At 50.7% G+C, this 22,672-nt stretch carries 21 protein-coding genes and 1 tRNA gene; 3 read left to right on the forward strand and 19 right to left on the reverse strand.

The features are described 5' to 3' along the window. The 3 genes from HGA34_05880 to HGA34_05890 form a co-directional block, all read right to left on the reverse strand. The coding region (locus tag HGA34_05880; protein NTW23031.1) for a hypothetical protein at positions 1-5,132 on the reverse strand (5,132 nt) is incomplete at its 3' end. Between the two features lie 111 nt (positions 5,133-5,243). Further along, positions 5,244-6,119 (reverse strand): ParB/RepB/Spo0J family partition protein, encoded by an 876-nt coding sequence (locus HGA34_05885; protein NTW23032.1) that lies wholly within the window; start codon positions 6,117-6,119, stop codon positions 5,244-5,246. 16 nt (positions 6,120-6,135) lie between these two features. After that, a complete protein-coding gene (locus HGA34_05890; GenBank protein ID NTW23033.1) occupies positions 6,136-6,900 on the reverse strand; it encodes a ParA family protein in 765 nt (254 codons plus the stop codon). A 193-nt stretch (positions 6,901-7,093) separates the two neighbouring features. Here HGA34_05890 and HGA34_05895 point away from each other — a divergent pair. After that, positions 7,094-7,177, forward strand: a tRNA-Leu gene (locus HGA34_05895). 440 nt (positions 7,178-7,617) lie between these two features. On the opposite strand, the gene HGA34_05900 is transcribed toward HGA34_05895, so the two are convergent. The 7 genes from HGA34_05900 to atpD all read right to left on the reverse strand — a co-directional run bounded on the left by HGA34_05900 (position 7,618) and on the right by atpD (position 14,854). Further along, on the reverse strand, positions 7,618-8,673 hold the full coding sequence (locus tag HGA34_05900; GenBank protein ID NTW23034.1) for an AI-2E family transporter: 1,056 nt from the start codon (positions 8,671-8,673) through the stop codon (positions 7,618-7,620). 167 nt (positions 8,674-8,840) lie between these two features. After that, positions 8,841-10,493: a chaperonin GroEL gene (groL, locus tag HGA34_05905; protein NTW23035.1), complete on the reverse strand. Its 1,653-nt coding sequence runs from the start codon at positions 10,491-10,493 to the stop codon at positions 8,841-8,843. Between the two features lie 10 nt (positions 10,494-10,503). Continuing rightward, positions 10,504-10,788, reverse strand: a complete 285-nt coding sequence (locus HGA34_05910) for a co-chaperone GroES (protein NTW23036.1) — start codon at positions 10,786-10,788, stop codon at positions 10,504-10,506. 155 nt (positions 10,789-10,943) lie between these two features. After that, positions 10,944-12,005 (reverse strand): hypothetical protein, encoded by a 1,062-nt coding sequence (locus tag HGA34_05915; protein ID NTW23037.1) that lies wholly within the window; start codon positions 12,003-12,005, stop codon positions 10,944-10,946. 120 nt (positions 12,006-12,125) lie between these two features. Then, positions 12,126-13,004, reverse strand: a complete 879-nt coding sequence (locus tag HGA34_05920) for a hypothetical protein (GenBank protein NTW23038.1) — start codon at positions 13,002-13,004, stop codon at positions 12,126-12,128. Between the two features lie 17 nt (positions 13,005-13,021). After that, positions 13,022-13,462: an ATP synthase F1 subunit epsilon gene (atpC, locus tag HGA34_05925; protein ID NTW23039.1), complete on the reverse strand. Its 441-nt coding sequence runs from the start codon at positions 13,460-13,462 to the stop codon at positions 13,022-13,024. Between the two features lie 9 nt (positions 13,463-13,471). After that, positions 13,472-14,854, reverse strand: coding sequence for a F0F1 ATP synthase subunit beta (gene atpD, locus HGA34_05930; GenBank protein NTW23040.1), 1,383 nt, complete (start codon positions 14,852-14,854; stop codon positions 13,472-13,474). A 134-nt stretch (positions 14,855-14,988) separates the two neighbouring features. Between atpD and HGA34_05935 the strand changes: the two genes are divergently transcribed. Further along, on the forward strand, positions 14,989-15,237 hold the full coding sequence (locus HGA34_05935; protein NTW23041.1) for a hypothetical protein: 249 nt from the start codon (positions 14,989-14,991) through the stop codon (positions 15,235-15,237). An 11-nt stretch (positions 15,238-15,248) separates the two neighbouring features. On the opposite strand, the gene atpG is transcribed toward HGA34_05935, so the two are convergent. The 7 genes from atpG to HGA34_05970 all read right to left on the reverse strand — a co-directional run bounded on the left by atpG (position 15,249) and on the right by HGA34_05970 (position 20,196). Next, positions 15,249-16,208 carry an ATP synthase F1 subunit gamma gene (gene atpG / locus HGA34_05940; protein ID NTW23042.1) on the reverse strand — a complete coding sequence of 320 codons (960 nt, stop codon included), beginning with the start codon at positions 16,206-16,208 and terminating at the stop codon, positions 15,249-15,251. 58 nt (positions 16,209-16,266) lie between these two features. Next, positions 16,267-17,775 carry a F0F1 ATP synthase subunit alpha gene (locus tag HGA34_05945; GenBank protein ID NTW23043.1) on the reverse strand — a complete coding sequence of 503 codons (1,509 nt, stop codon included), beginning with the start codon at positions 17,773-17,775 and terminating at the stop codon, positions 16,267-16,269. Between the two features lie 37 nt (positions 17,776-17,812). Then, the gene (atpH, locus tag HGA34_05950) at positions 17,813-18,214 is read right to left on the reverse strand and encodes an ATP synthase F1 subunit delta (protein NTW23044.1); all 402 of its coding nucleotides are present in this window, start codon (positions 18,212-18,214) and stop codon (positions 17,813-17,815) included. Between the two features lies 1 nt (position 18,215). Next, positions 18,216-18,713 carry a F0F1 ATP synthase subunit B gene (atpF, locus tag HGA34_05955; GenBank protein ID NTW23045.1) on the reverse strand — a complete coding sequence of 166 codons (498 nt, stop codon included), beginning with the start codon at positions 18,711-18,713 and terminating at the stop codon, positions 18,216-18,218. A gap of 67 nt (positions 18,714-18,780) precedes the next feature. Further along, positions 18,781-18,993, reverse strand: a complete 213-nt coding sequence (gene atpE, locus HGA34_05960; protein NTW23046.1) for an ATP synthase F0 subunit C — start codon at positions 18,991-18,993, stop codon at positions 18,781-18,783. Between the two features lie 72 nt (positions 18,994-19,065). Continuing rightward, complete coding sequence (locus HGA34_05965) at positions 19,066-19,923, reverse strand: F0F1 ATP synthase subunit A (protein NTW23047.1); 858 nt, start codon at positions 19,921-19,923, stop codon at positions 19,066-19,068. 6 nt (positions 19,924-19,929) lie between these two features. Next, entirely contained in the window at positions 19,930-20,196 is a 267-nt protein-coding gene (locus HGA34_05970; GenBank protein NTW23048.1) for an AtpZ/AtpI family protein, read from the reverse strand. A gap of 167 nt (positions 20,197-20,363) precedes the next feature. On the opposite strand from HGA34_05970, the gene HGA34_05975 reads away from it, so the two are divergent. Then, the gene (locus tag HGA34_05975; GenBank protein NTW23049.1) at positions 20,364-20,603 is read left to right on the forward strand and encodes a hypothetical protein; all 240 of its coding nucleotides are present in this window, start codon (positions 20,364-20,366) and stop codon (positions 20,601-20,603) included. Positions 20,604-20,655: 52 nt separating this feature from the next. On the opposite strand, the gene HGA34_05980 is transcribed toward HGA34_05975, so the two are convergent. Continuing rightward, positions 20,656-21,501 (reverse strand): TatD family hydrolase, encoded by an 846-nt coding sequence (locus tag HGA34_05980; protein ID NTW23050.1) that lies wholly within the window; start codon positions 21,499-21,501, stop codon positions 20,656-20,658. A 71-nt stretch (positions 21,502-21,572) separates the two neighbouring features. Further along, positions 21,573-22,672: hypothetical protein (locus HGA34_05985; protein NTW23051.1), on the reverse strand; the 1,100-nt coding region annotated here is incomplete at its 5' end.

A 22,672-nucleotide genomic window follows, 5' to 3' on the forward strand; every position in this document is an offset into this window, starting at 1 on the left:
GCCGCGGCCAGGAGGATGTTGGTCTTGTTCTCTTCCTTGTTCTCGGCCTGTTCGACCAGTTCGGCGATCTCCGCATCAGATTTGCCTTCGTCTTTCAGCTGTTTTTCAAGGGAGGGGGTGGTGAAGGACTGATCTGGCGAAACGGTCAAATTTCCATAAGCATCCTTTGAGGCAACCTTGTAAACATATTTCATCTCGGGCACCAGATTGTCTAAAATGACCTGGTGTCTTCCCAAGAGATCGTAATTCCCATAATTTTTTTGCACTCCATTACTATCAACCAACCTGACAAAACCATCGGCACTCTCATTTGTAGTCCAACCCACTTCAGCTGACTCGGCTTTGATATTGCTAGCCGCTATATTAGAAATAACCGGTGCTACCTTGTCGGTCTTGTCGATGATGAGCGTGCCACCACCTCCCTTGTTGTTGGCCGCTGCCAGTTGGCTCTGGAGGTCTGCTGCCTGAGCCGGGGTGAGGTTAGCACGATTAGCCAACTGAGCGTTGAGGCTCAAAATCTGGGCATTAAGGCTATCGATGCTTGCCTGACTCGAGGAGGCAGTGGAGCTGGCCAGGCCTTGAAGGTTCGAAATCTCATTAGAGGAGGAGGAAACGTAAGCGTCATATGCCTCCTTAGTAACTGACTCTCTCAGCGTAGTGAAGCTTTGCTCGCCTGAAGTGGCAATATTTCCATTCTGATCACCAACCTCGAGCTGATAGAAATAGGTGGTCGAGGCAGTTAACGAGCTCAGCGGGGTGGCCAGACCGGTCGACCAATCGATTGACTGAATGGAGTCAGAATATAGACCGCTGGCCGTGCCGTAGCGCAAGGTAGTGGTGGCCAGTTCGTTCGTTAACCAAGAGATGGCGGCCGTAGTCTCAGCTACCGAGACGGCGGTCAGGCTAATGATGACCGGGGGCGTGCCGTCAGTAGCGGTGGTAAATAAATAATTAGCTCCAACATTGTCATCCCTGGCTGCATCCGAGGTAAGAAAATAATGATAGTTGCTGCCCGGGTTCAGCCCGTAGACGGTCACTGAATGATTTTGTGTCGAGTCATTCTGGCCGATGACGGTCGAGCTAGCCGGGTTGCCCTGAGGCCAGATAGTGACATAGGAATTAGAATTCTGGTCGGTCTCCCAGTTGAATTGGGCCCAGGTATTCTTGATGACGTTGTCAGTGGCGGCGTTATGCGTGATGATCGGACCCGGAGCGGTGGTGAATGAGTAGCCATCGATGGCAGAGGTGCTCGTACCAGTATCACCTTTGGGGTCAGAAGATTTGACAGCATAATAATACGTGGTGTTCGGAGACAGACCCGAAAGAATAACGGTGTGGAGTCCCAATGCACCAGTTTTGCCGTTGGCGTCAGCATATGCCTGGTCATAGTTAGTGAGCGTAGCCATGCCGACAGCTGTGGCAATCGAAGTTGAACTTATAAGGTCACCGCCCGTGGCAAGCTGGTAGTAAACGAAAGAGTCAGCAGCCACATCAGTCACCCAATTGATGGTCGCCTGGTCGGTATAGATGTTCGTAGAGGTGACGTTGGTAATGGCTGGCGGGACACCCTTGGTGCCAGCACCGCCTCCTCCTTCGCCAGCGTCCTGCGTGCCGTTAGCATTGCCCCACATCTCGTTCGAAATATAAGACACGTTGCCAACTTGATCAGTCATGGAAACCTTATAGTAGACCGGGGTGCCAGATGCCATGGTGAGGTCGGTGTAAAAATTGGTAGTACGTGGCGTAAAGGTGGCGAGCTGAGTATAGTTGGCCTGATCGTATGAACGGTAGACATTATAATGATCAAAGCCATAATCCGGCTCATCTGGCAGCTTCCAGGAGATGAACAACCGGTAATCCGCCGACCCTTCAAGGAGGTTGGAGGTGTCCTGGATCATGGTGATTTTGGGGGTGGCAGGCAAGACACGGGCCAGAACTGCAGAACGGTTGTTTTTAGTATCCCGGAACTGGAGATAGAGGGTGTCTGGACGAGCGGAGAAATCAACGGTGGTTGAAGCGGAATAATTAATCCAGCCGGTATCGTCAGTATAGTTAGCATAGCTCGTCGGGTCAGCGGAATAACGCAGAACGAGCGTCATGTCATCGGTAGAATTAAAATAAAGCGAAGACAACGACTCATCTGTGCCCGGGACAACGATAAAGGAGGCTGTGTCGGTCACTGGAATTTTAGCATCGAACTCCAGGGAAGTGGTGGCTGCGCCAAGGAAGTTAGCCGGCTCACCATCGTTAGCGGAAATTCTAACCTGGAGGCTAGAATTGTACAGGCCAACGAGACCGGCTTCGGCGGTGGCCGTCCAGGCAAGATGATATGTTGTGTAGGTCGAGGTGGCCACAGAAATAGTGCTGGTGCCTAGCGTGGCATAGCCAGCGTCGTAGTGTTGGATTAGCGACGAGGAGGCCTCTACCCAACTTGCACCATTCCAATACTCTAGGCCGATATCTACGAATCCAGGATGGCTAGTGCCGCTATCCGTGTCCATGTCACGAACCGCGTAATTAATTTCTACTTGGCTAGTGGTCGTTGACTGGAAGGCAGTAAAACTACCGGTTTCGATTTCAGGCGGGTTGTTAACCACATATTGGATATTGACATCATCGACAGTCGGGGTGTAGTCACCGGCTGATTCGAGTATGACCCGGTATTGCATCCATTGATCATTAATGCCATCGCCGATGGTGGAGGTGGCCGTGTTGTCTATTTGGCAGACAACCTCGCCAGTCGCACCGTTCTTATTACAGACAATTGAAGAGCTGGTAAAGTGGGTCGTAGTGCTATTCCCTGGACCATACCAGTCAGAGGGAGCAGATGGTGATTCTTGGTTATCTTCTAGCGCCGGATTGTCGGTGGCTGCCGTACGCAGCTGGAATTTGACTTGAGTACCGCTTGGCAAGACAGTATCTTCAACCCAACTGAGACCGGAAATTATATTGCGGCTATCGGTGGTATTGTACCAGCTTGAAGTTAATGAGGATGAAGATGGATAGTGGCTGCTTGATAAGTTAATTGCATCGAGGCTCGGCGTGACCAGTTGATTGCTGGTTTGCAAATAGGCCTTGTAGCGGATATACTGGGCGTTCAGAGAATTGCTGATGAAGCTGCTGGCCGTGTAGCAACCTCCCCCGCCGCAACCGGCTAAAGCTGCTCCGGCTACACCAGCATAAGTCCAGGGGCCGGATGGCGATGTGCTGGTGGCAATCAAAAACTGGATAGCGTTGGCTCCGGCACCATTCAGCGTCTGGTCCCAGGAGAGAAAGACAGTGTTGGCCAGGGGACGGTGTCCAAGATCTATCACCGATGAGGTATAAATACCAGGAGCGTACGGTTGGCCGAGGTTGAAGTTGTAAGTTGAAGATGCGGTATTATAAACCGGTGTTGCCGTCGCTCTTTGCGTGGTAGAGTTATCACCCAGCTGACCGGCATTGTTTCTGCCCCAAGCAAATAACTGGCCGGAACTAGCAACGGCAAAAACGGAATTATCTATGCCTCCGATTTCAATAATGTCAGCTAGATACGGGACTGTGATTGGGGACAGAACGCTAGATGTAGTGCCATTGCCGATTTGGTTGTAATTGTTACGACCCCAGCCCTTAACAGTCCCACCTGCCTGCAAAGCCATGACATGATTTAAGCCGTGCTTTATTTCAACCGCGTTGACAATGCCCGGCACCTGAAAGGGAGTGGCATAAGACACGCTACTGCCGTTATCTAAGCCATTACCATTAACTCCGTATGAATTAATACCGGCAACAAAAACCGTCCCGCTGGCCGTTAATACGGCGGCGTGCTGGTTTCCTCCAACCACAGAAACTGCATTCGTAATTGTGTTGAATGATCTTTGAGCGTAATCAGTAGTTCCCCAAGTCCAAACCTCGCCGTTGCTTATAGCATGAGTATAATACGTATATACAGTATTGTAGGCCACAGACAGCGAGGTGACACCAGTCAGCGGCACTCCGGCGCTTGTTTTAACGGTTGTTGGGGTTGGCACGTTGACATTGCCAATAGGTCCTTGAGCAAGCGGGTTGTAGCCGTTGCAGTTTGGATCTGAGCAATTTCGACCCCAGGTCAGCACCTCGCCATTGGACTGCAGGGCAAGTCCATAGTAATTACCGGCAGCCAGAGCTACAGTTGAGGTCGGGAGCAGGGTTATCGTTGGAACATACTTATCAACGTTTGCCCCAGCGACAGCTAATTGATAAAAATCATTCTTACCCCAGGCCCAAACTTCTCCGTTGCTCTTCATGACATAAGTAGCGCTAAATCCTTGAGCCAAGTCTACTACGTCTGTCAAAGCAGGTACTTGTCTTGGGCTATTGTATTGGGCCAAGTTACCGCCATCGCCGTGATAACCATAGCCCCAGGTCCACACTGTGCCATCAGCTCTAAGAGCTACTGAAAAATCGATACCAGCAAATCCTGAAATTCCATAGGCTTTGATAATTTTTTTGCTTAATTCCACACGACCAGCATTGCCATTGCCGGCCACCTTGGTCAAAGCATTGGTTCCGGCATTAAAATCCAACAACGAAGTCTGCGTAGTTGTGCTAATTACTGGTAAAAGCTGAATCGATCCGCTTGCGGAGCCCGTAACCGTAACGCCGACATCTTTGCTGCTGTAAAGGTTCCAATCCGATTTGTTGTCTGGATTCTTGTGCTGGGCCTTAGCGGTGGTGCTGGCACCGCCAGACCAACTAGACTGCGACCACCCGAAAGCAGCGGCCTTGGTTGGGTTTTTGCCTCCGAATAACAAATTGGTAACCAGGGAAGACGAGACAGCGACCAAGACTATGGAAACAACCCCGGCCAGACTGAACATCCTGACTTGTTTTTGAATATTTTTATAGGAAGCGTAAGAAAAGGGGCAGCTTCTCAAATCGCGCTGACGAAAAAATAAGTTGAATGAATTTCCTGGATCAGCGAAGAGAACGATAAAAAATTTCAGAACATCTAAGGCGATCTGCCAAAAAACTAAATATATATTCAACCCGATAATGCCAAAATAAAAAACGCTCGAACCATACGGCTGGTTAAGCCGCTGTTCGAGCTTTTGAGCCAACCGTAATTCGGTCTGCTGGACTTTACTTTGGAAAAATTGAAATATTTTAAGCATGAAAATCTAATTGCAACATGGATAAATTTTATTAATTATAACATATTGTGCCATACTCAAACAAATATAAAAGCAGTCGCCATGCTGGCGACTGCTTCAACTATCGAATTACTATTTTGCTAATTTACCCATCAACCCTGAAAGCTCCTCATCGCTATAAAAATCGATCATAACCTGGCCACCTTTGGCCTTGCGCCTGATTTCCACTTTGGTCCCGAGGGCCGTCCTCAGCTGCTGCTCTTTGTCTCTATCCTGCAAATTGGGCTGGACCCTGGCCTGTTTAGTTCCCCCCATCTTACGCGACTCGTGGGCGGCATCGTTGACCGACAGTCCGGTATGGACGATATTGCGATAAAGCGTCATCTGTTTGACTTCGGTGTCCAGACCGAGAATGAGTTTGGCATGACTTTCTGTTATCTTACCTTCGATCAACCCCTGCTGGATGTCATTGGGCAGGTTAAGGAGACGAACCGTGTTAGCGATGCTCGGACGAGGCTTGCCCAATCTCTTGGAGAGGTCATCCTGACTCAGGTTGAACTCGCTCATCAGTTTCTGATAGGATATGGCGGTTTCAATCGGGTTCAAATTTTCGCGCTGGATATTCTCGATCAAAGCGATTTCCAGCATCTCCTGTTCTTTGGTCTCACGTACGATGACCGGGACGGTCGGCAATTTCAAAATCCTAGCGGAACGCAAACGACGTTCGCCGGCGATCAATTCATAACCGTTGCCCTTCTTGGTCACGATCAAAGGCTGGATGATGCCATATTGCCTGATTGATTCGACCAATTCATTCTGCTGTTGTTCAGAAAATTGCTTGCGCGGCTGCAGGTGGTTTACCATTACATCATTAGGCGGCAAATGCAAAATCCTATCCTTGTCCGATTCGCTGGTAGTGGCGACAATCGTCTCGCCGGTATCGGTGATTACCTTGTTTATCTTCTGCGGAATCAACGAGCCGAGCCCTCTGCCCAATCCTGTAGCCATATTTTTGTATTATTAATTATTTTTCTAAGCCGATTACTTCCCTAGCCAGGCGCTCATAAGCCTTGCCACCCTTGGAATTCTTGTCATAATGCAGGATCGAGCGTCCGAAAGACGGCGACTCGGCGAGACGCACGCTCCGCGGTATCACCGAACGAAAGATACGGTTCGGAAAATATTGGTACAGCTCCTGCATGACCGAATCGGACAAACGGTTGCGCTTATCGAACATAGTGATGACCGCGCCCATGATGCCTAGTTCCGGCTTCAGGTTGGCTTGCACCAAATTGATGGTGTTCAAAAGCTGCCCCAAGCCCTCCAAAGCATAATACTCGCTCTGGATCGGGATAAGGACTTCATCCGAGGCAACCAGGCTGTTGACGGTCAACAACCCGAGCGAGGGCGGGCCATCGATAATGATATAGTCATATTCGTCTTTTATCTCATCCAATATCTGCTTCAATCGGTACTCACGTTCGTCCATACTGACTAGCTCGATACCGGCACCAGCCAAAGACGTGGTCGCCGGAGCGACGTGATACCCGGACTGCATCGTTTGTTTGATGATATCAAAAATCTCCTTTTCGCCCAACAAGGCTTCATATAGGCCATGTTCCAGATTCTTGTGGTCGATTCCGAGCCCAGAAGTGGCGTTGGCCTGCGGATCAAGATCAACCAAAAGCACCTGCCGGCCAAGGTGCGCCAAATAAGCCCCCAAATTGACTGCCGTGGTGGTTTTACCGACTCCGCCCTTTTGGTTAACAACTGAAATTATTTTGCCCATATTAGCCCAAACTTCAAAACAAAGGGTTTTTATCCCTTGATTTTAGCTTAAATATAGCCTAATTATAACCTAAAAAAAGGGCTTTGACAATTTAAATTTCCTCTATTATAATACAAACAAGCTGGCAGATGCCCGTTTTTTTGTGAAATTAGCCTGCCTGTCCGCCTTGGGCGGAGGTGGTGAGTCAAAATTTGCCTGGGTGGTGAAACTGGTAAACGCGCACGACTCAAAATCGTGTGGGAGTGATCCCTTGAGGGTTCGAGTCCCTCCCTAGGCACAAAAATGAAAATGTCCCAACGGGGGCATTTTTATTTTTGCGTTTTGGGAAGGCGAGAAACTTCCCTTGAGATGGGCCGATAACCACAAAACGAGTGATTTGAAAAACCAACTTTTTTTACAAAGTCTTTAGGAATGATAAGTGAAGGGGCTTCCGCCCCGTTCGAGTCCCTCCCTAGGCACAAAAATAATAGCGCCCCTTCAAAGGGGCGCTATTATTTTTGTATTTTGGAATGGGACTCGAACGGGCAGCAGCGAGCAAGATGTTGCTCAGCAGAGCAACATCGCAGAGAGCGCCGCAGAAGTGATGGGAATCACTTCTGCGCTGCCCAGGACAACGAACAGGCTTGCGACGGCAAGCCTGTGAGGCGCGAATAACCATCACATCAAAATAAAAACATCCGAAATTTCGGATGTTTTTTTATTATAACATTCTCTTGTTTATTCAAAATCCGGCTCGGACCGTTCACCCTTGCGTCGCGTCAAGACATCGCCGATAAAGACGCTGATGGCCGCAGCCACGGGAATAGACAGGATCGCTCCCGGAATGCCGCCGACATTGAAGCCGATCATGAAGACTACGATACTGATGATGGGGTTTAACCCGATGGTCTTCTGCATGATTTTCGGCACCAGGATATTATTCTCTATCAGCTGCGTAATATAAAAGAAGATTGCGACGAACACCGCCAAGATTGGTGACTGGGTAAACGCCAAGAAAATAGCCGGTACGGCACCCAGGGTCGGGCCGATATACGGAATAGCCTCACTGATTCCTGCAATCAAGGCCAGAACCAAAGCATAATTAACCTTCATAATGGTCAAGCCCGGCCAAACCATGAAGAAAATAATCAAGCACAAAATCAATTGTCCGCGCAACCATAACCCGATCTTTTTCTGCATCCGGTTGACCAAGTCGAGGACATACTGCTGGTTCCTCTCGGGGGTAATCAACCAGACCAGACGCTTGATGGCATTCTCCTCAACTGTCATATAAAAAGTGATGACCAAAACCAAGATGGTCGAGAAAATGCCACCGAAGATGCTGAAGACGAAGCCGAAGATATTGCCCGCCGCACCTGAAAGATTGGAGTTGAATGAGTTGAGGTTGCTGGTGAGGGTGTCCGAGATACCAGCCTTGACCGAAAAATCCTTGATGCTATCGAACAATTGGGTCAACCGTTCCTGATAATGCGGGTAATTCTGCGAAAAGGCGCCTATTTCCTTGGCAATGGGCGGGGTAATCATATAAACCGCCGAACCTAAGATAAAAAACAAGGCTAAATAGATCAAAATAATGCCGAGTGAGCGGGGTATTTTTCTTTTTTGCAGCCAATCCACCCAAGGATCGACCGCACTGGCCAGGACCAAGGAAATGAACAGAATCATCAGGATGTCCCTGACGAAATAGAGAAAATAGACTAAAATACCGACACCGACCACTTTGAACATGGTTTTGGTGCTGATATTTATTTCTGGAATCTTGTTGAGTGACATATCTATATTATAATTGATTGCTAATATTTGTAAACCAAAAGACTAAGGCCTAAAAGCCAAAGACTAAATTTACAATTTTTAGTCTTTAGAACTTAAACCTTAGTCTTATAAAAATCTGGAGTTTGATATTAACTTAAATACCAGCTGAGAGGAAATAGCTTTCCTTACTACATCATCCCCATGCCGCCGCCCATGCCCATGTTCGGCATGCCGCCGCCATGACCCTGTCCCTTTTCTTCTGGTTTGTCGGTGATGACCGCCTCGGTGGTCAGGAACATAGCCGCCGCTGAGGCTGCGTGCTCGAGCGCTGAGCGGACCACCTTGGTCGGGTCGACCACGCCGGCAGCGATCATGTCTTCAAAAACATTAGTTGCTGCATTATAGCCGACATTGGTCTTGCCTGCCTTGTGGGCGGTCATGATTTCATAGAGGACGATCGAACCGTCACGTCCGGCGTTGGCCGCAATCTGCTTGATCGGCTCCAAAATAGCATTCTCAATAATCCTGGCACCGGCGGTCGTGACACGATTTTCAGTCAGGTTGGCAATCGCCTGCCCGGCGACCGGCAAGGCCAGGCCGCCGCCAGGGACGATACCCTCTTCGACGGCCGCGCGGGTGGCATTCAAGGCGTCCTCGATGCGATCCTTCTTCTCTTTCATCTCAGTCTCGGTGGCCGCACCGACCTTGATGACGGCGACGCCGCCAGCCAGCTTGGCCAAGCGCTCCTGCAGCTTTTCTTTGTCATAATCGGAATCGCTATTGGCTAATTCTTTCTTAATCTGCTCGATGCGGGATTTGATAGCCGCTTCGTCGCCCTGGCCATCGACGATGGTGGTGTTCTCCTTGGTCGAAGAGACTTTGCGGGCACGACCCAAATCCTCGATGGCGGCATTCTCCAACTTCAAACCGACAGTCTCAGTGATGACGCGGCCGCCGGTCAGAATAGCAATATCTTCGAGCATTGAGCTGCGGCGATCACCGAAGCCCGGCGCCTTGATAGCCAAGACATTGAAGATACCTCTGAGCTTGTTGACCACGAAAGTAGCCAAAGCCTCGCCCTCGATATCATCAGCGATGATTACTAGATCCTTCTTGCCCTGAGCTAGCAATTTTTCCAGTAAAGGCAAAATCTCTTGGACCGAGCTGATCTTCTTGTCAGTAATCAAGACGTATGAATCCTGGAACTCGGCGCGCATCTTCTCGGTGTCGGTCACCATATAGTGGGAAATATAGCCCTTGTCGAACTGCATGCCGTCAACCGATTCGACCTCGACGCCGAACGACTGGCCTTCCTCGACGGTAACTACGCCTTCCTTGCCGACCTTAGCCATGGCCTCGGCAATCTTGCCGCCCAAATCCTTGTCGTTGGCGGAAATGGAAGCGACTTGGGCCATCTCTTCAGTCGTCGAGATGGTCTTGCTCATCTTCTTTAATTCAGCCACAATCTCGGCCACCTTCTGCTCCATCTCAGCCTTAATTCCGATCGGGCTGACGCCGGCCGAAACCAGTTTCAAGCCCTCAGCAATCATGGCCTGGGCCAGGACGGTGGCGGTGGTGGTACCGTCGCCAGCGGCGTCATTAGTCTTGGAAGCGACCTCCTTGATGATTTCAGCTCCGATATTCTCAAACTTGTCTTCGAGCTCGATTTCCTTGGCCACGGTCACACCGTCCTTGGTGATGATCGGAGCACCATAGGTCTTGTCGATCACCACATTGCGGCCCTTGGGACCGAGGGTGACTTTGACAGCGTTGGCCAGTTGGTCCACGCCGTTCTTCAATGCGGCTCGCGCCTTTTCGTCAAAAATTATCTGTTTCGCCATATGTGTTTGATTAATTGATAATTGCTACTACGTCTGACTCTTTGATGATGAGATATTCTTCCCCCTCGATTTTAACTTCTTGCGGGTAGCCCCGGAACATCACTTTGTCTCCGACCTTGACGCCCATGGGTGCGCGCTGGCCTGACTCAAGAATCTTGCCCTCGCCGGCAGCGATGACCTCGCCTTGCTGAGGCCTTTCTTTGGAAACGGTATCCGGCAAAACGATGCCTGACTTGGTCACTTCTTCGGTGACCGTCTTGACTACCAGGTAGTCAGAAAGAGGTTTGACGTTCATAATTTTATTTAATTATTAGCTTAAAATTAATTAGCACTCATATCATACAAGTGCTAAGTGCCCTACTATTTTAGCACGCGGCCAGGGGTTGTCAAGATATTTTTGCCAAAAAAAATGAGTGGACCGGAGTCCACTCGCACTTCATGCTTTACGCATCATTCAATGATCTGAAAAAGACGATTATCAAGGTTCGTGACGGCTGTCACTGGATGCATATACTCGAAAATATCCGGGTAATTAGCCTTGATGATCCTGGTCGCCAATTCGCGGTAACCGCTCGCCCGTTCCTTGGCTCTCGTGAATGTCGAGCCGTTCTCGACGCCATACGCAGCGGAGGCCAGGAGGACGAAGCCATCCTTCTTGAGTATCCTACCCTTGTTCATGTTTTCCTCGATGATTCCGGCCGCTTTTTTAATCGGTTCCTCCGGCTCATCCGAATACATGCCGATGATCAGAGCGGCGTTCGGCTCATAGAACCAGTCGAGGCCCCGGCCCAACGCCAGAATCCATTCTTTGTGGTTAAGGTCGAGGATCGGACGATTTGCCAGTCTGGTCTCATTGATACACTCAATGTTCTTCATGGCCATGTGGCGCATATCTTTCAATGCTCCCTTGGGCCTTTTGGGGAAAATCTTGCGTAGCTCAGACATGAGATAAAGCTTGAGCTCTTCCTCGTCCTGAATCTGGACATTCGCCAGATTGAGCGGTTCACCGACATCACCGTGAAAAATCAGCGCGTTCTCATCGGTTTCGAATCCGACCAATATGGGGATAATAGCCTCGGTGCAATCGCCATAGACACGCTCGAACTGCTCCTTCAGCGCGACCATCGAACGGATGGCAGCATCGGTGTCATAGCAGAAACCGGCGCAGCCTCGATGTACATCGCCTCTGGAAAAGTGGTAATTCAAAAGAATCATGCTGCCTTTGCGCTCTTCTTCCAGGTGATACTTGTAGGAACGGAAAATTGCCTGATCGAACTTCTCCCACTGGAGATCAAAGGCGCCACCGAGGTTTCGGAATGACTGGAAGACACCGAGTGGCGCTTGTGTCGCCTTGGCGAAATTCGGACGGCCGTCCATACACTGGGTGATAATCTTGTGGTAATTCTCCATACTGCGGTAGAACGCGCGATCAGATTTGGCGTTCGGGCTGTCGAACAAAGTCGAATATTTCCTGTTGATGCCGATTAGATCCTGAACAAGTTTGCTCCTCATGTTACCCTCCCATTGAAAGTTCGGACAATATTCATTGTCCGTTTGGATTGATTTTGTCTAAAGGACGAAAACTAAAAAGCCATGCATAATACACGACTTTTTACTATAGTATGAAAATTACTATTTGTCAATAGAAATGCCGGATGGGACATAAGCCTTCACCCTGACCCGGCCATGGAAATTCTTAGCTACTTTTTCAGCTATTTCGGTATATCTCTCTTTTTTCTGCTTACTTTCCGTGGTGATTACGATATAAAATGGGGTATCGATAGTAAAGCGATGGCCGAAACCATGATCGCCCAAGGCGATGCCACAAAGAGCCTTAAGCTCGGTTTCGGTGGCCTTGTCGCTGAAATCAAGGGCGGAGAAGATAAAACCGCGCGGGAATACCTTTTTTCCATCCTTCTTAACCAAAGTCTCGATATTCAGCTTGCCAGTGCCGTCGAAATAGATGGCCCGTTCATCGTGATGCTTATCCATCTTGTCGCCTTCAATATGATGGTAGCCGGCCTTGATGCCTTCGGCCCAGAGCCCTTTGACGACGTCATGGGCAAATTTCACTCCCAAGCTATCCGGCTCGGTATCGGCTGGCAGTTTACCCTGCTCGATCAGCTGATTGCAAACGATCTTGGCCGCGCCGCATCCGGTATGGCTAGTGATCGTAAAATTCTCTTTGATCTTGCCTTCCTTGTGGAGTTTCTTGATCGACTCTACAGTCTCACTGACTCCGGCCACGATACCCATACCCGCGCGTCCGAGACGGATGTCGTGGATGCGGCCATCGGAGCAGCCCAGGCAGCAAGGCACTTCAGCGAAGGCCTTTTCCAGTTCTTCGGGGGCGACTACTTCATCGACTTCTTTGCCCTCGATAAAGCCGGCAACAATCTCATTGCGGTTCGACTCTTCCCACAGCCTATCCACCTCCGGTGAATGCTCGTGCTCATGGTGTTCATGGGCAGGAACAAGACTCTGTTCTGATTCGAGATTGTTGTGGTTCATATATTTGTTTATTTTAATTAATTCAACTTCATCCCATGACGGGTGTGATGCTTCTTGGCCACCTTGATGCGGGCCAGTTCCTTTTCAATCGCCGCCGCCACACGAGCGTATTCCATCTCGCCCATGGTAACTTTCTCTTTCTTCAATTCCTCAGCGCGCTGGCGGGCCGCTTCGGCGCGCTGCAGATCGATTTCGGCTGCGGCTTCGGCCGTATCAGCCAAAACCACGAGTTCATTATTATTGAACTCGATGAATCCGCCGGAAACAGCCATGCTCACCTCCTCGTCGTCCTTTTTCAGAAGGATTTCCCCTGATTTCAGAGCTGCGATGTATGAGCGATGGTTCGGCAAGACAGTAATCTGGCCGTTAACTACCGGCAAGGTGGCCTGGCTGACCTGGTCTTCGTACACTGTACGCTCCGGTGTGACGATCTTGAATTTTATAGTTGATTCCGACATGTTGGTTGGTTATTTTCCAGCTGCTTTCAAAACGTCCTCGATACCGCCTTTCATATAGAAGTCCTGCTCCGGCACCTCGTCGAGTTCGCCGTCAAGGATCATCTTGAAGCTGCGGATAGTATCGGACAATTTGACGTACTTGCCCGGGGCGCCGGTAAACTGCTCAGCCACGAAGAACGGCTGCGACAGATATTTCTGGATCTTACGGGCGCGGGCCACGGCCACCTTGTCCTCGTCGGACAATTCTTCCATGCCCAAAATGGCGATGATATCCTGCAAGTCCTTGTAGCGCTGCAAAACGCTCTGCACGCGGCGGGCGACAGTATAGTGCTCTTCTCCGACAATATTCGGATCCAAGATGGTCGAGCTGGAGTCGAGCGGATCGACAGCCGGATAGATGCCAAGCTCGGACAAACCGCGCGAAAGCACGACAGTCGAGTCAAGATGGCCGAAAGTGGTGGCCGGAGCCGGGTCGGTCAAGTCGTCAGCCGGCACATACACTGCCTGCACCGAAGTGATCGAACCGTCCTTGGTCGAAGTGATGCGTTCCTGCAGCTGACCCATTTCCTCAGCCAAGGTCGGCTGGTAACCCACAGCGGACGGGATGCGGCCCAAGAGAGCCGACACTTCAGAACCGGCCTGGGTGAAGCGGAAGATATTATCAACGAATAACAAAACGTCTTTCTGTTCTACGTCACGGAAGTACTCCGCCATAGTCAAGGCTGACAAAGCGACGCGCTGGCGAGCTCCAGGCGGTTCATTCATCTGGCCGAACACCAGGGTGGTCTTATCCAAAACGCCCGACTCTTTCATTTCATGGTAAAGGTCATTGCCCTCACGGGTGCGTTCGCCGACACCGGCGAAAACAGAGAAACCGCCGTGCTCCTGAGCGATGTTGCGGATCAGCTCCTGGATAACCACGGTCTTGCCCACGCCAGCGCCGCCGAACAAGCCGACCTTGCCGCCTTTGACGAAGGGGCAGATCAAGTCGATAACTTTGATTCCGGTCTCGAAGATCTCAGCCTCGGTGGCCTGATCCTTGAATTTAGGTGCTGGACGATGGATCGGGGAGTATTGCTTCACATCTGCCTGCGGCTTGCCGTCGATCGGCGCGCCCAGGAGGTTGAACATGCGGCCCAAAGTCTCCTGGCCGACCGGCACCTTGATAGGAGCACCGGTATCAAAGACTTCGAGATTGCGCCTCAAGCCATCGGTAGCGCCCATGGCCACTGCCCGAACTTTGTTGCCGCCCAGATGCTGGTGAGCTTCAAGGACCAATACCTCATCGTTCGGCAATTTGATTTCCAAAGCATGATAGATTTCAGGCAGCTGGTCGGCAAACTCCACATCGACGACCGGACCGATAATTTGGGAGATTTTTCCTTTATTCATATGTTTTTCTTGCAAGAGCCCTAGATTTATCATGCGGTTAAGCTCGCTCGGGTTCTTGACTGTTTCGCTTATTTATATCATTAATTAATTATTCGAATCGCTATCGCTCGTTATTAATCTGCCAGGAGGTGCCCATGAAAAAGGCCAAACGTTTCGTCGCAGCACTCAGTCTCTTCGTCGCCATCAGTTCGATCGTCGTCTTTGCCCCGCTGGCCGGTTACATCCTCACTGCTCTTTCCTATGCCATCCACTATTTCGTCCTCGGTTTGGTCTGGCTCCTTTGCCAGCCCGTCCGCCTCTTCATCCATGGCAAGCGGATTTTCATCAGCTACCGTGAGCCGATGCCGAACTATGACTGGAAACCTATCCGGCCGCTCTCCTGAGCGGTCTTTTTTTAGTTTTCCAGGGCGGCACGGCCGGCGCTGATTTCGGCGATTTCCTGGGTAATCTTGCCTTGGCGGATCTGATTATACATCAAGGTCAGGTCGGATGACATTTCGCCGGCGGCATCAGTGGCGCTGCGCATGGACATCATGCGAGCCGAATGCTCGGAAGCATTCGATTCCAGAATGGCATGATACAGCTGCATCTCGATCAAACGGGGGAAAATATATTCAAGCACCTCAGGTGCGCTCGGCTCGATCTTATACTCTACCTTAGGGGCATCGATGCCCAGCTCTTTGGCCAGTTCATCGATTTCGGCGATCTGCTTTTCCAAATCTACTTTGGAAATCGGCAGGACTTGGCGGATTTTGGTCTTCTGGGTCACGGTCGAAACGTAATCAGTATAGACCACCACGACCTTGTCATAATTCTTGGCCAGGTATTCTTCCATGACGATCTTGGACAATGGCTTGATCTGCTCGACGGTCGGCGCCATGATCAGTTCGGGAAAAGCGGCGATAATCTCGCGGCCAAGCTTTTTGGCCATATTCTCGCCTTTCTTGCCGACGGTGATGCAATCGATCTGCAGTTCGCCGTCAGCGATCTTTGATTCTATCTTTTTCTTGCCTAAGCGGTTTGTCTTCAGATTTTCCGGGCTAGCGATCTCGTCGCGCAGTTTCTTGTAGAGCTGAGAATTGAACGAGCCGCACAGTCCGCGGTTCGAGGTCACCAAAACAACCAGGACCTTCCTGACTTCGCGTACTTCCAAAAACCCCTGTTGGTAGCTTTCAAAAGCCCGGGCCAAGTTGGTCAGGACGCTCCAGGCAGCATGGGCGTAGGGGCGGATGCCCAAAACGCTCTGCACGGCCCGGCGCATCTTCGCAGCCGAAACCATTTCCATGGCACGAGTGATTTTCTTGGTGCTATTGATCGATTTTATTCTTCGACGGATGTCTTTTCCGCTTGGCATATATCATTGGGCTTGCAGCGTGTAATGTGTAACAAAATAAATTGCTACATGCTACATGCTACATGCTTTGTGTTTCTTTAAACTCTTTGATTTCCTTCTCCAAAGCTGCGACAACGTCTTCAGACAGCTCCTTCTTCTCGGCGATCAGCTTGATGGCTGCGCCCTGGTTGTCCAGATACTTATGGAACTCGTTCTCCCATTTGCGCAATTCGGTCACAGCTACGTCATCGACAAAACCGTTGGTCAGGGCGTAAATGATAGCCACCTGGTGCTCGACTGCCATCGGCTCGTACTGGCCCTGCTTCAGGATTTCTACGGTGCGACGGCCGCGCTCGATCTGGGCGCGGGTCTTCTCGTCCAAGTCAGAACCGAATTGAGCGAAGGCTTCGAGCTCACGGAACTGAGCCAAGTCGAGGCGCAGTTTGCCGGCCACCTTTTTCATGGCTTTGATCTGGGCGGATGAACCGACGCGGGAAACCGAGATGCCGACGTTCAAGGCCGGGCGGATACCCTTATAGAACAAATCTGATTCCAAGAAAATCTGGCCGTCAGTGATGGAAATAACATTGGTCGGGATATAGGCCGAGACGTCGCCAGCCTGAGTTTCGATGATCGGCAGAGCGGTCATCGAGCCGCCGCCGAAATCCTCGTTCAATTTAGCTGAGCGTTCCAACAAGCGGGAGTGCAAATAGAAGACGTCGCCCGGATAGGCCTCGCGTCCTGGAGGTCGGCGCAAGATCAGCGATACCTGGCGGTAAGCCCAGGCATGGCGGGACAAGTCGTCGAAGACGACCAAAACGTCCTCGCCGCGATCCATGAAATATTCACCTAAGGCGCAGCCGGAGTATGGAGCGATGTATGACAGTGAAGCCGGGTCCGAAGCACCAGCCACCACGACGGTAGTATACTCCATGGCACCGCGCTTCTCGAGCTCGTTGACGATGCGGGCGATCTTCGACTCCTTCTGGCCGATCGCCACGTAGATGCACTTCATATTCTGACCCTTCTGATTGATGATAGTATCGATAGCGATAGCGGTCTTGCCGGTCTGGCGGTCGCCGATGATCAATTCGCGCTGGCCGCGGCCAATCGGAATCATGGCATCGATAGCCTTGATGCCGGTCTGGACCGGCTGATGGACGGATTTGCGGGTGATGACGCCTGGGGCAATCTTCTCAACCGGGTAGAGCTTCTCGCCCTTGATGTCTCCTTTGCCGTCGACAGCGATGCCGAGCGGATTAATGACGCGTCCGATCATCTTGTCAGAGACCGGAATGGAAAGGATCTTGCCGGTCGATTTGACCTCATCGCCTTCCTTGATGGATTTGTAATCGCCCATAACCATGGCGCCGACGCGATCCTCTTCCAGGTTCAAGGCTACGCCGAACTCTCCGTTGGAGAACTCAACCATTTCCGCGGCCATAACCTCGGACAAGCCGGAGATACGGGCGATGCCGTCACCGACTTCGACCACCTTACCCACCATCTCTTTGGCGGTCTCTGCTTTGAAATTTGAAATCTGCTGTTTGATTTGCTCGACAATGAAGTCTTTCGTATTGTTGCTCATAGACTTACTATTTTTAGATATTTATAATCATATTTCATTAACCGATAATCTCGCGCTTCAGCTGTTTGAGTTTGGTCGCTGCGCTGGCATCGAAGACCTGGTCACCCGCCCGCAGTACGAATCCGGCGATGATTTCCGGGGACACCCGATGATTCAGCTCGACTTTCTTGGCTCCAGTGACCTCCTTGGCATACGCCTCGAGCGCATGTTTGGTTTCGCTGTCAGCTTCCTGGGCCGTTATCGCCTCCACCTCGACCAAATCCTGCCCGGCATTCCAAAGCTTGCTGAACTCGGCCATAATATCATCAACCTTGCCAATGGCGTTGTTCTTGCGCAGCGTCAAGACGAATTGCTCGATGATTTCCGGCAGTTCCTTCTTGCTGGCCTCGACCGTCGATTGATACAAGGCATTGGCGTATTGTTTGGCGCTAGCTTTCATATTACTTGTCTTCCTTTACGATTTTCTTGATCAATTCCTTGTCCTCTTTCTTGGTCATCTTTTCTGCCAGCACCTTTTCTACTGCCAGCGTAACCAGTTCGGCCACTTCGGTGCGGATAGCCTTCAAAGCTTCGCCCTTTTCAGCGCGGATCTTCTCCTTTTCCTGGTCGATGATCTGGCCGATTTCTTCTTTGGCTTTGGCAATCATCTCTTCACGGCGCTCTTCGGCTGCCAGCCTGGACTTCTCTACGATCGCGGTCGCTTCTTTGCGAGCCTCGGCGATCACTGAACGGCGATCTTCTTCGGTGCTGACCAATTTGGTCTCGATTTCCTTGGCCTGCTCCAGGCTCTTGGCGATCTTCTCGCTGCGGTCGTTCAGCATTTTCAGGGTCGGCCTGTAAGCGAACTTGTACATCACGCCCAAGATGATGAAGAAGTTGACCAGCTGGGCCAAAATCAATTTGATGTCCAAATGGAATGTGGAAACTATTTCTCCCATAGAGTTGATTCAATTTGTAAATAATAAATTTAGGATAGCCCGCGGGTGCGGGCTAGGTCTAAAGCTACTATTTGATAGTAAAAGCAATAACCAGGGCGTAAATGGCGATAGCTTCGGTAAAAGCGGCCATCAGAAGCATAGGCACGAACAGCTTGCCGGCAGATTCCGGGTTGCGGCCGATCGATTCCATAGCCTTAGCGCCGATCATGCCGATGCCGATGCCGGTGCCGATCGAACCGAGTCCGATAGACAGGGCCTTTGCAATCATTGTCAATTCCATAGGTTTTTCTTACAACCGCTTCTCATCTCTCTATGGGTGATCAGCGGTTTATGATTATTAATTAATCTCTATTTAATGTTCTTCGTGGGTGGCGGCGATCGACATGAAAGCCAGGGTTAGGACCGCGAAGACCAATGCTTGGACCACGCCGACGATCATCTCCAGAAACATGAACGGCAATGGCAGGAAAAAAGCCATCAAGCTCATCATGGTCGCCAACAGCACCTCGCCGGCAAAGATGTTGCCGAAAAGCCGCAGTGACAAGGAGGCCACTTTGGCGAACTCGCCCACCAACTCGATCAAGCTGACAAATATCTTGATCGGATTGACGATTAGGACCATCGGTTCCTTGCGGACCTTCTTCAGCATATCTTTGAACGCGTTGATGTTGATGAACTTATTGAAATGGCCCCAAGCTCCGACCATTACCACGCCCATGATGTGGGACATGACGACGGCGAACAGGGCGATGGCCAGGGTAAGGTTCAGGTCGGCGGTTCCGCCACGCAGAAACGGCACGAAAATCCTTTCGGTGCCGTGAGTCTCAACCATGCCGATCGTGCCGACGCCAGGCAGGAGGCCTAGCCAATTATTGACCAAGATAAACAAAAAGAGCGCCAACGTAATCGGTAAGAAGCGCTCTGTCTTTTTACGGCTGCCCGTAACCATATCGGCCAGATTCAAAGCCTCTTCGAGCAAGATTTCAAAAACATTCTGCAGACCCTTGGGGGTTTGGCGCAGACGTCGACCGACGAGAATGAAGCCGACAACCAGGACCAGGACGGTGACCCAGCTCATGATTAATGAGTTGGTAATAGTGAAACTTCCGATGTGCGCTACCGGTTCGGCAAAGATGGTGGATTCGTGGATAATCTCTCCGCCCTCTTGCGGTGCGGCCTCGGCCTGATTATTGGTCGTTGCTTCAGTCATAAATATTTAATCGTTCTTATTATCTTTATTGTTTTTTTCGTCCTGGCTATTCATGGCCTTGAGGCCTTGCCGTGTAATTCCGAAAACGGACAACGAAAAGGCGATGATGATCGAAGCCACCATGACCCAAGGAGCGGTCCCTAACCGGCCATCAAGCCATTTGCCGATAATGATAGCAACCACTACCGGCGCAACAATCCAGCCGTTCAGTTTTAAAAATAAAATCAAGCCCGGTTGCCACCATGGAGCTTGTTGTTTGCTCGTATCTGACATTTTGGAATTTTCCACCTCTAATTCTTACCTATTTTACCAAAAAAGTCAATAATTTCACTAAAAATAAGACTTTTAAGCATAAATTATTGACAAAAAAGTAAAAATATGTTACTTTATAAAAAAGTTGCTCATTTTACACATCAACGCCAATACAGGAGGAAGATAATATGGAATACGTAATGAGCGAAAACCCAAATTTTGCAGAATTAATAAAACAAAGTTTGGCCCAGGCTAGTTTAAATAGCTTAAAAAGCAACATCTCCCAAATGTCAGGGAACGAAGTAGCTGAAGCCAGGGATACGATCAAGCTTATGTTAATCCTCAATACGTTCGAGAAAAATAATATGGACCTAATAGCCCAAATTTTAGAAGCTCTAATAAAAAGGGCAAAAGAAATCTGGCGTTAAAATGTGATACAATTGGCGACCTAGGCTCCGGCTAAAAAACTGTCGGAGCTTTTTATATCCTGAAAAGTGTTTTAGAATTATTCGTTGTTATCGCAACTACTTCATCAACCGAAATATTTTTAATAGCCGCAATTTTTATTGCCACCGCGATAACCCCGGTCGGCTCGTTGCGCTCGCCCTTGTTCGGTGCCGGCGAGAGGTATGGGCAATCGGTTTCTAATATCATATGCTCTAAATCTACCTCCCTTACCAAACGATCAAAGCTATCAGCATAAGTAATGACGCCGTTCAAGCCGATGACGTAGCCTAGTTCGATAAATTTCTTAGCCGTCTTGTAGCCGCCGATAAAGCTATGGACCACGCCGGCTCGCTTTACCGGATGCTTAACCAATATCTCCAGCAAGTCAGAATAGCCATCCCAACAATGCAAAGCAACCGGCTTGTCCGCCTGATTGGCGATCTCGATGAACTTGATCAGGACTTCTTTCTGCTTGGCTTTTAGCGCCTCTACGTCGTCGCCATCTTCGAAGTGGTGATAATCCAAGCCGACCTCACCGATGGCCACGACCTTAGCCTCTTCGGCCATGGCCGCATACTGGGCATAATCCGGCTCTTCGCCATTAGTCTTGATTTCGACCGGTTCAAGCTCGTCATCATCCTGATAACTCAAAGTCTGCGGCCTCAGGTGGAGCGGATGCACCCCGACTACTGCCCAGATGCCGCTCTCGTGGCTATTCGCCATGTCCACGGCACGCTGGCTGGTCGAGAGCTGCGACCCGACATTGATCACGCCGATACCGGCCGCGAAAGCGCGCTCAAGCACCGCCTCGGCATCATCCTTGTAGGCGTTGAAATTCACATGGGCATGCGAATCGATAATTTTGTAAGTATTCTTCATAAGCAACTTCATTGTAAAGAAAAAATAGAGGCAAAGCAACCAGTTGCTTTGCCTCTATGCAATAATGAATGTTAATTCCCCACCTTCCCGACCCAACCGAAGATGTCCTCGAAGTTCTTAAGGATCAGCTGGAAGACCGATTCCTTCTGCTTGGGGGTGAGGATAGTGTAGATCTTGGAGGTGACGGTGTTGCCCGAAGAGTCGGTGGCGGTGATGCGGAAGGTGTAGACCTGGCCGGAGTCGAACTTGGTGACCACGGCCACGTGCTTTCTTGAGTAGGTAGTCTCGGCTGGAGTCTTGTCCGGGAACTCCTTGTCGTCGGTGACCACGCCCTTGATATATTGGACCTGGCCGATGGTCGGCTCGTTGGTCTGCCAGGAGACGATGGTCTGGACTTTCAGCTGCTTGCCCTGGGAGAGGGCCGACTCGGTCTGGACGTTGGTGATAGCCGGAGGCAGGTCGTCCTTGGAGGTGGTGAAGGGGTCGATGATCTCCTCGGCTGTGCGCTTCTTGTCGTCGATCGACTTCATGGCCACTTTGTAGAGGACGCCGGCTTCGATATCCTTGACCCGGGCTTCGTGGCGGGTGGAACGTGCGGGGTCGTCGATGGTCTGCCCCTCTTCCACGGCCAGCTTGCCGGAGCGGTAGGGGGTGATGACTAGCTGGCCGGTCGATTCGATGTTGGTGGCCCAGCGGAAGAGAGCCTCCTGGGCGGAGACGACCTCGCTTGAGCTGTTGACGATCTCGAGCGTCTCTTCCCGAGTAGTGAAGCTGAAGTCCTTGGATTTGGACTCGGGACCGATCGGGGCCTTGCTCCGGAGCTGGTAGTGATATGTGGTGTTGGGCTTCAAGCCGGATATCTTGACCTGGTGGTTCTTGGTGAAGTCATTGGCTTCGCCGACTGATTGGATGTACTTGCCGGCGAGGTAGCTGCCCTCAGCTGCGTAGGAGACCATGCTGTTCGAGTTCTTGTCGGTATTCCAGGACACGGTAGCGGTAGTGGCGCCGGTGACGACCATGGGTTCGCCGCCGAGGATGGGGCCAGGGATGGAGCCGGCTAGGCGCTCGATGGTGTCGAATTGGGTCAAGAGGGTGGTCTCGAGGGTGCCGAGGGAGACCTGGTTAGCCACCTGGCTCATGATCTCCATGGCCTTCTGGGCAGCGGCTAGGA

It is taken from the genome of Candidatus Falkowbacteria bacterium, from assembly GCA_013336275.1.
GTDB lineage: Bacteria > Patescibacteriota > Patescibacteriia > Patescibacteriales > GWE2-39-37 > JAAXUA01.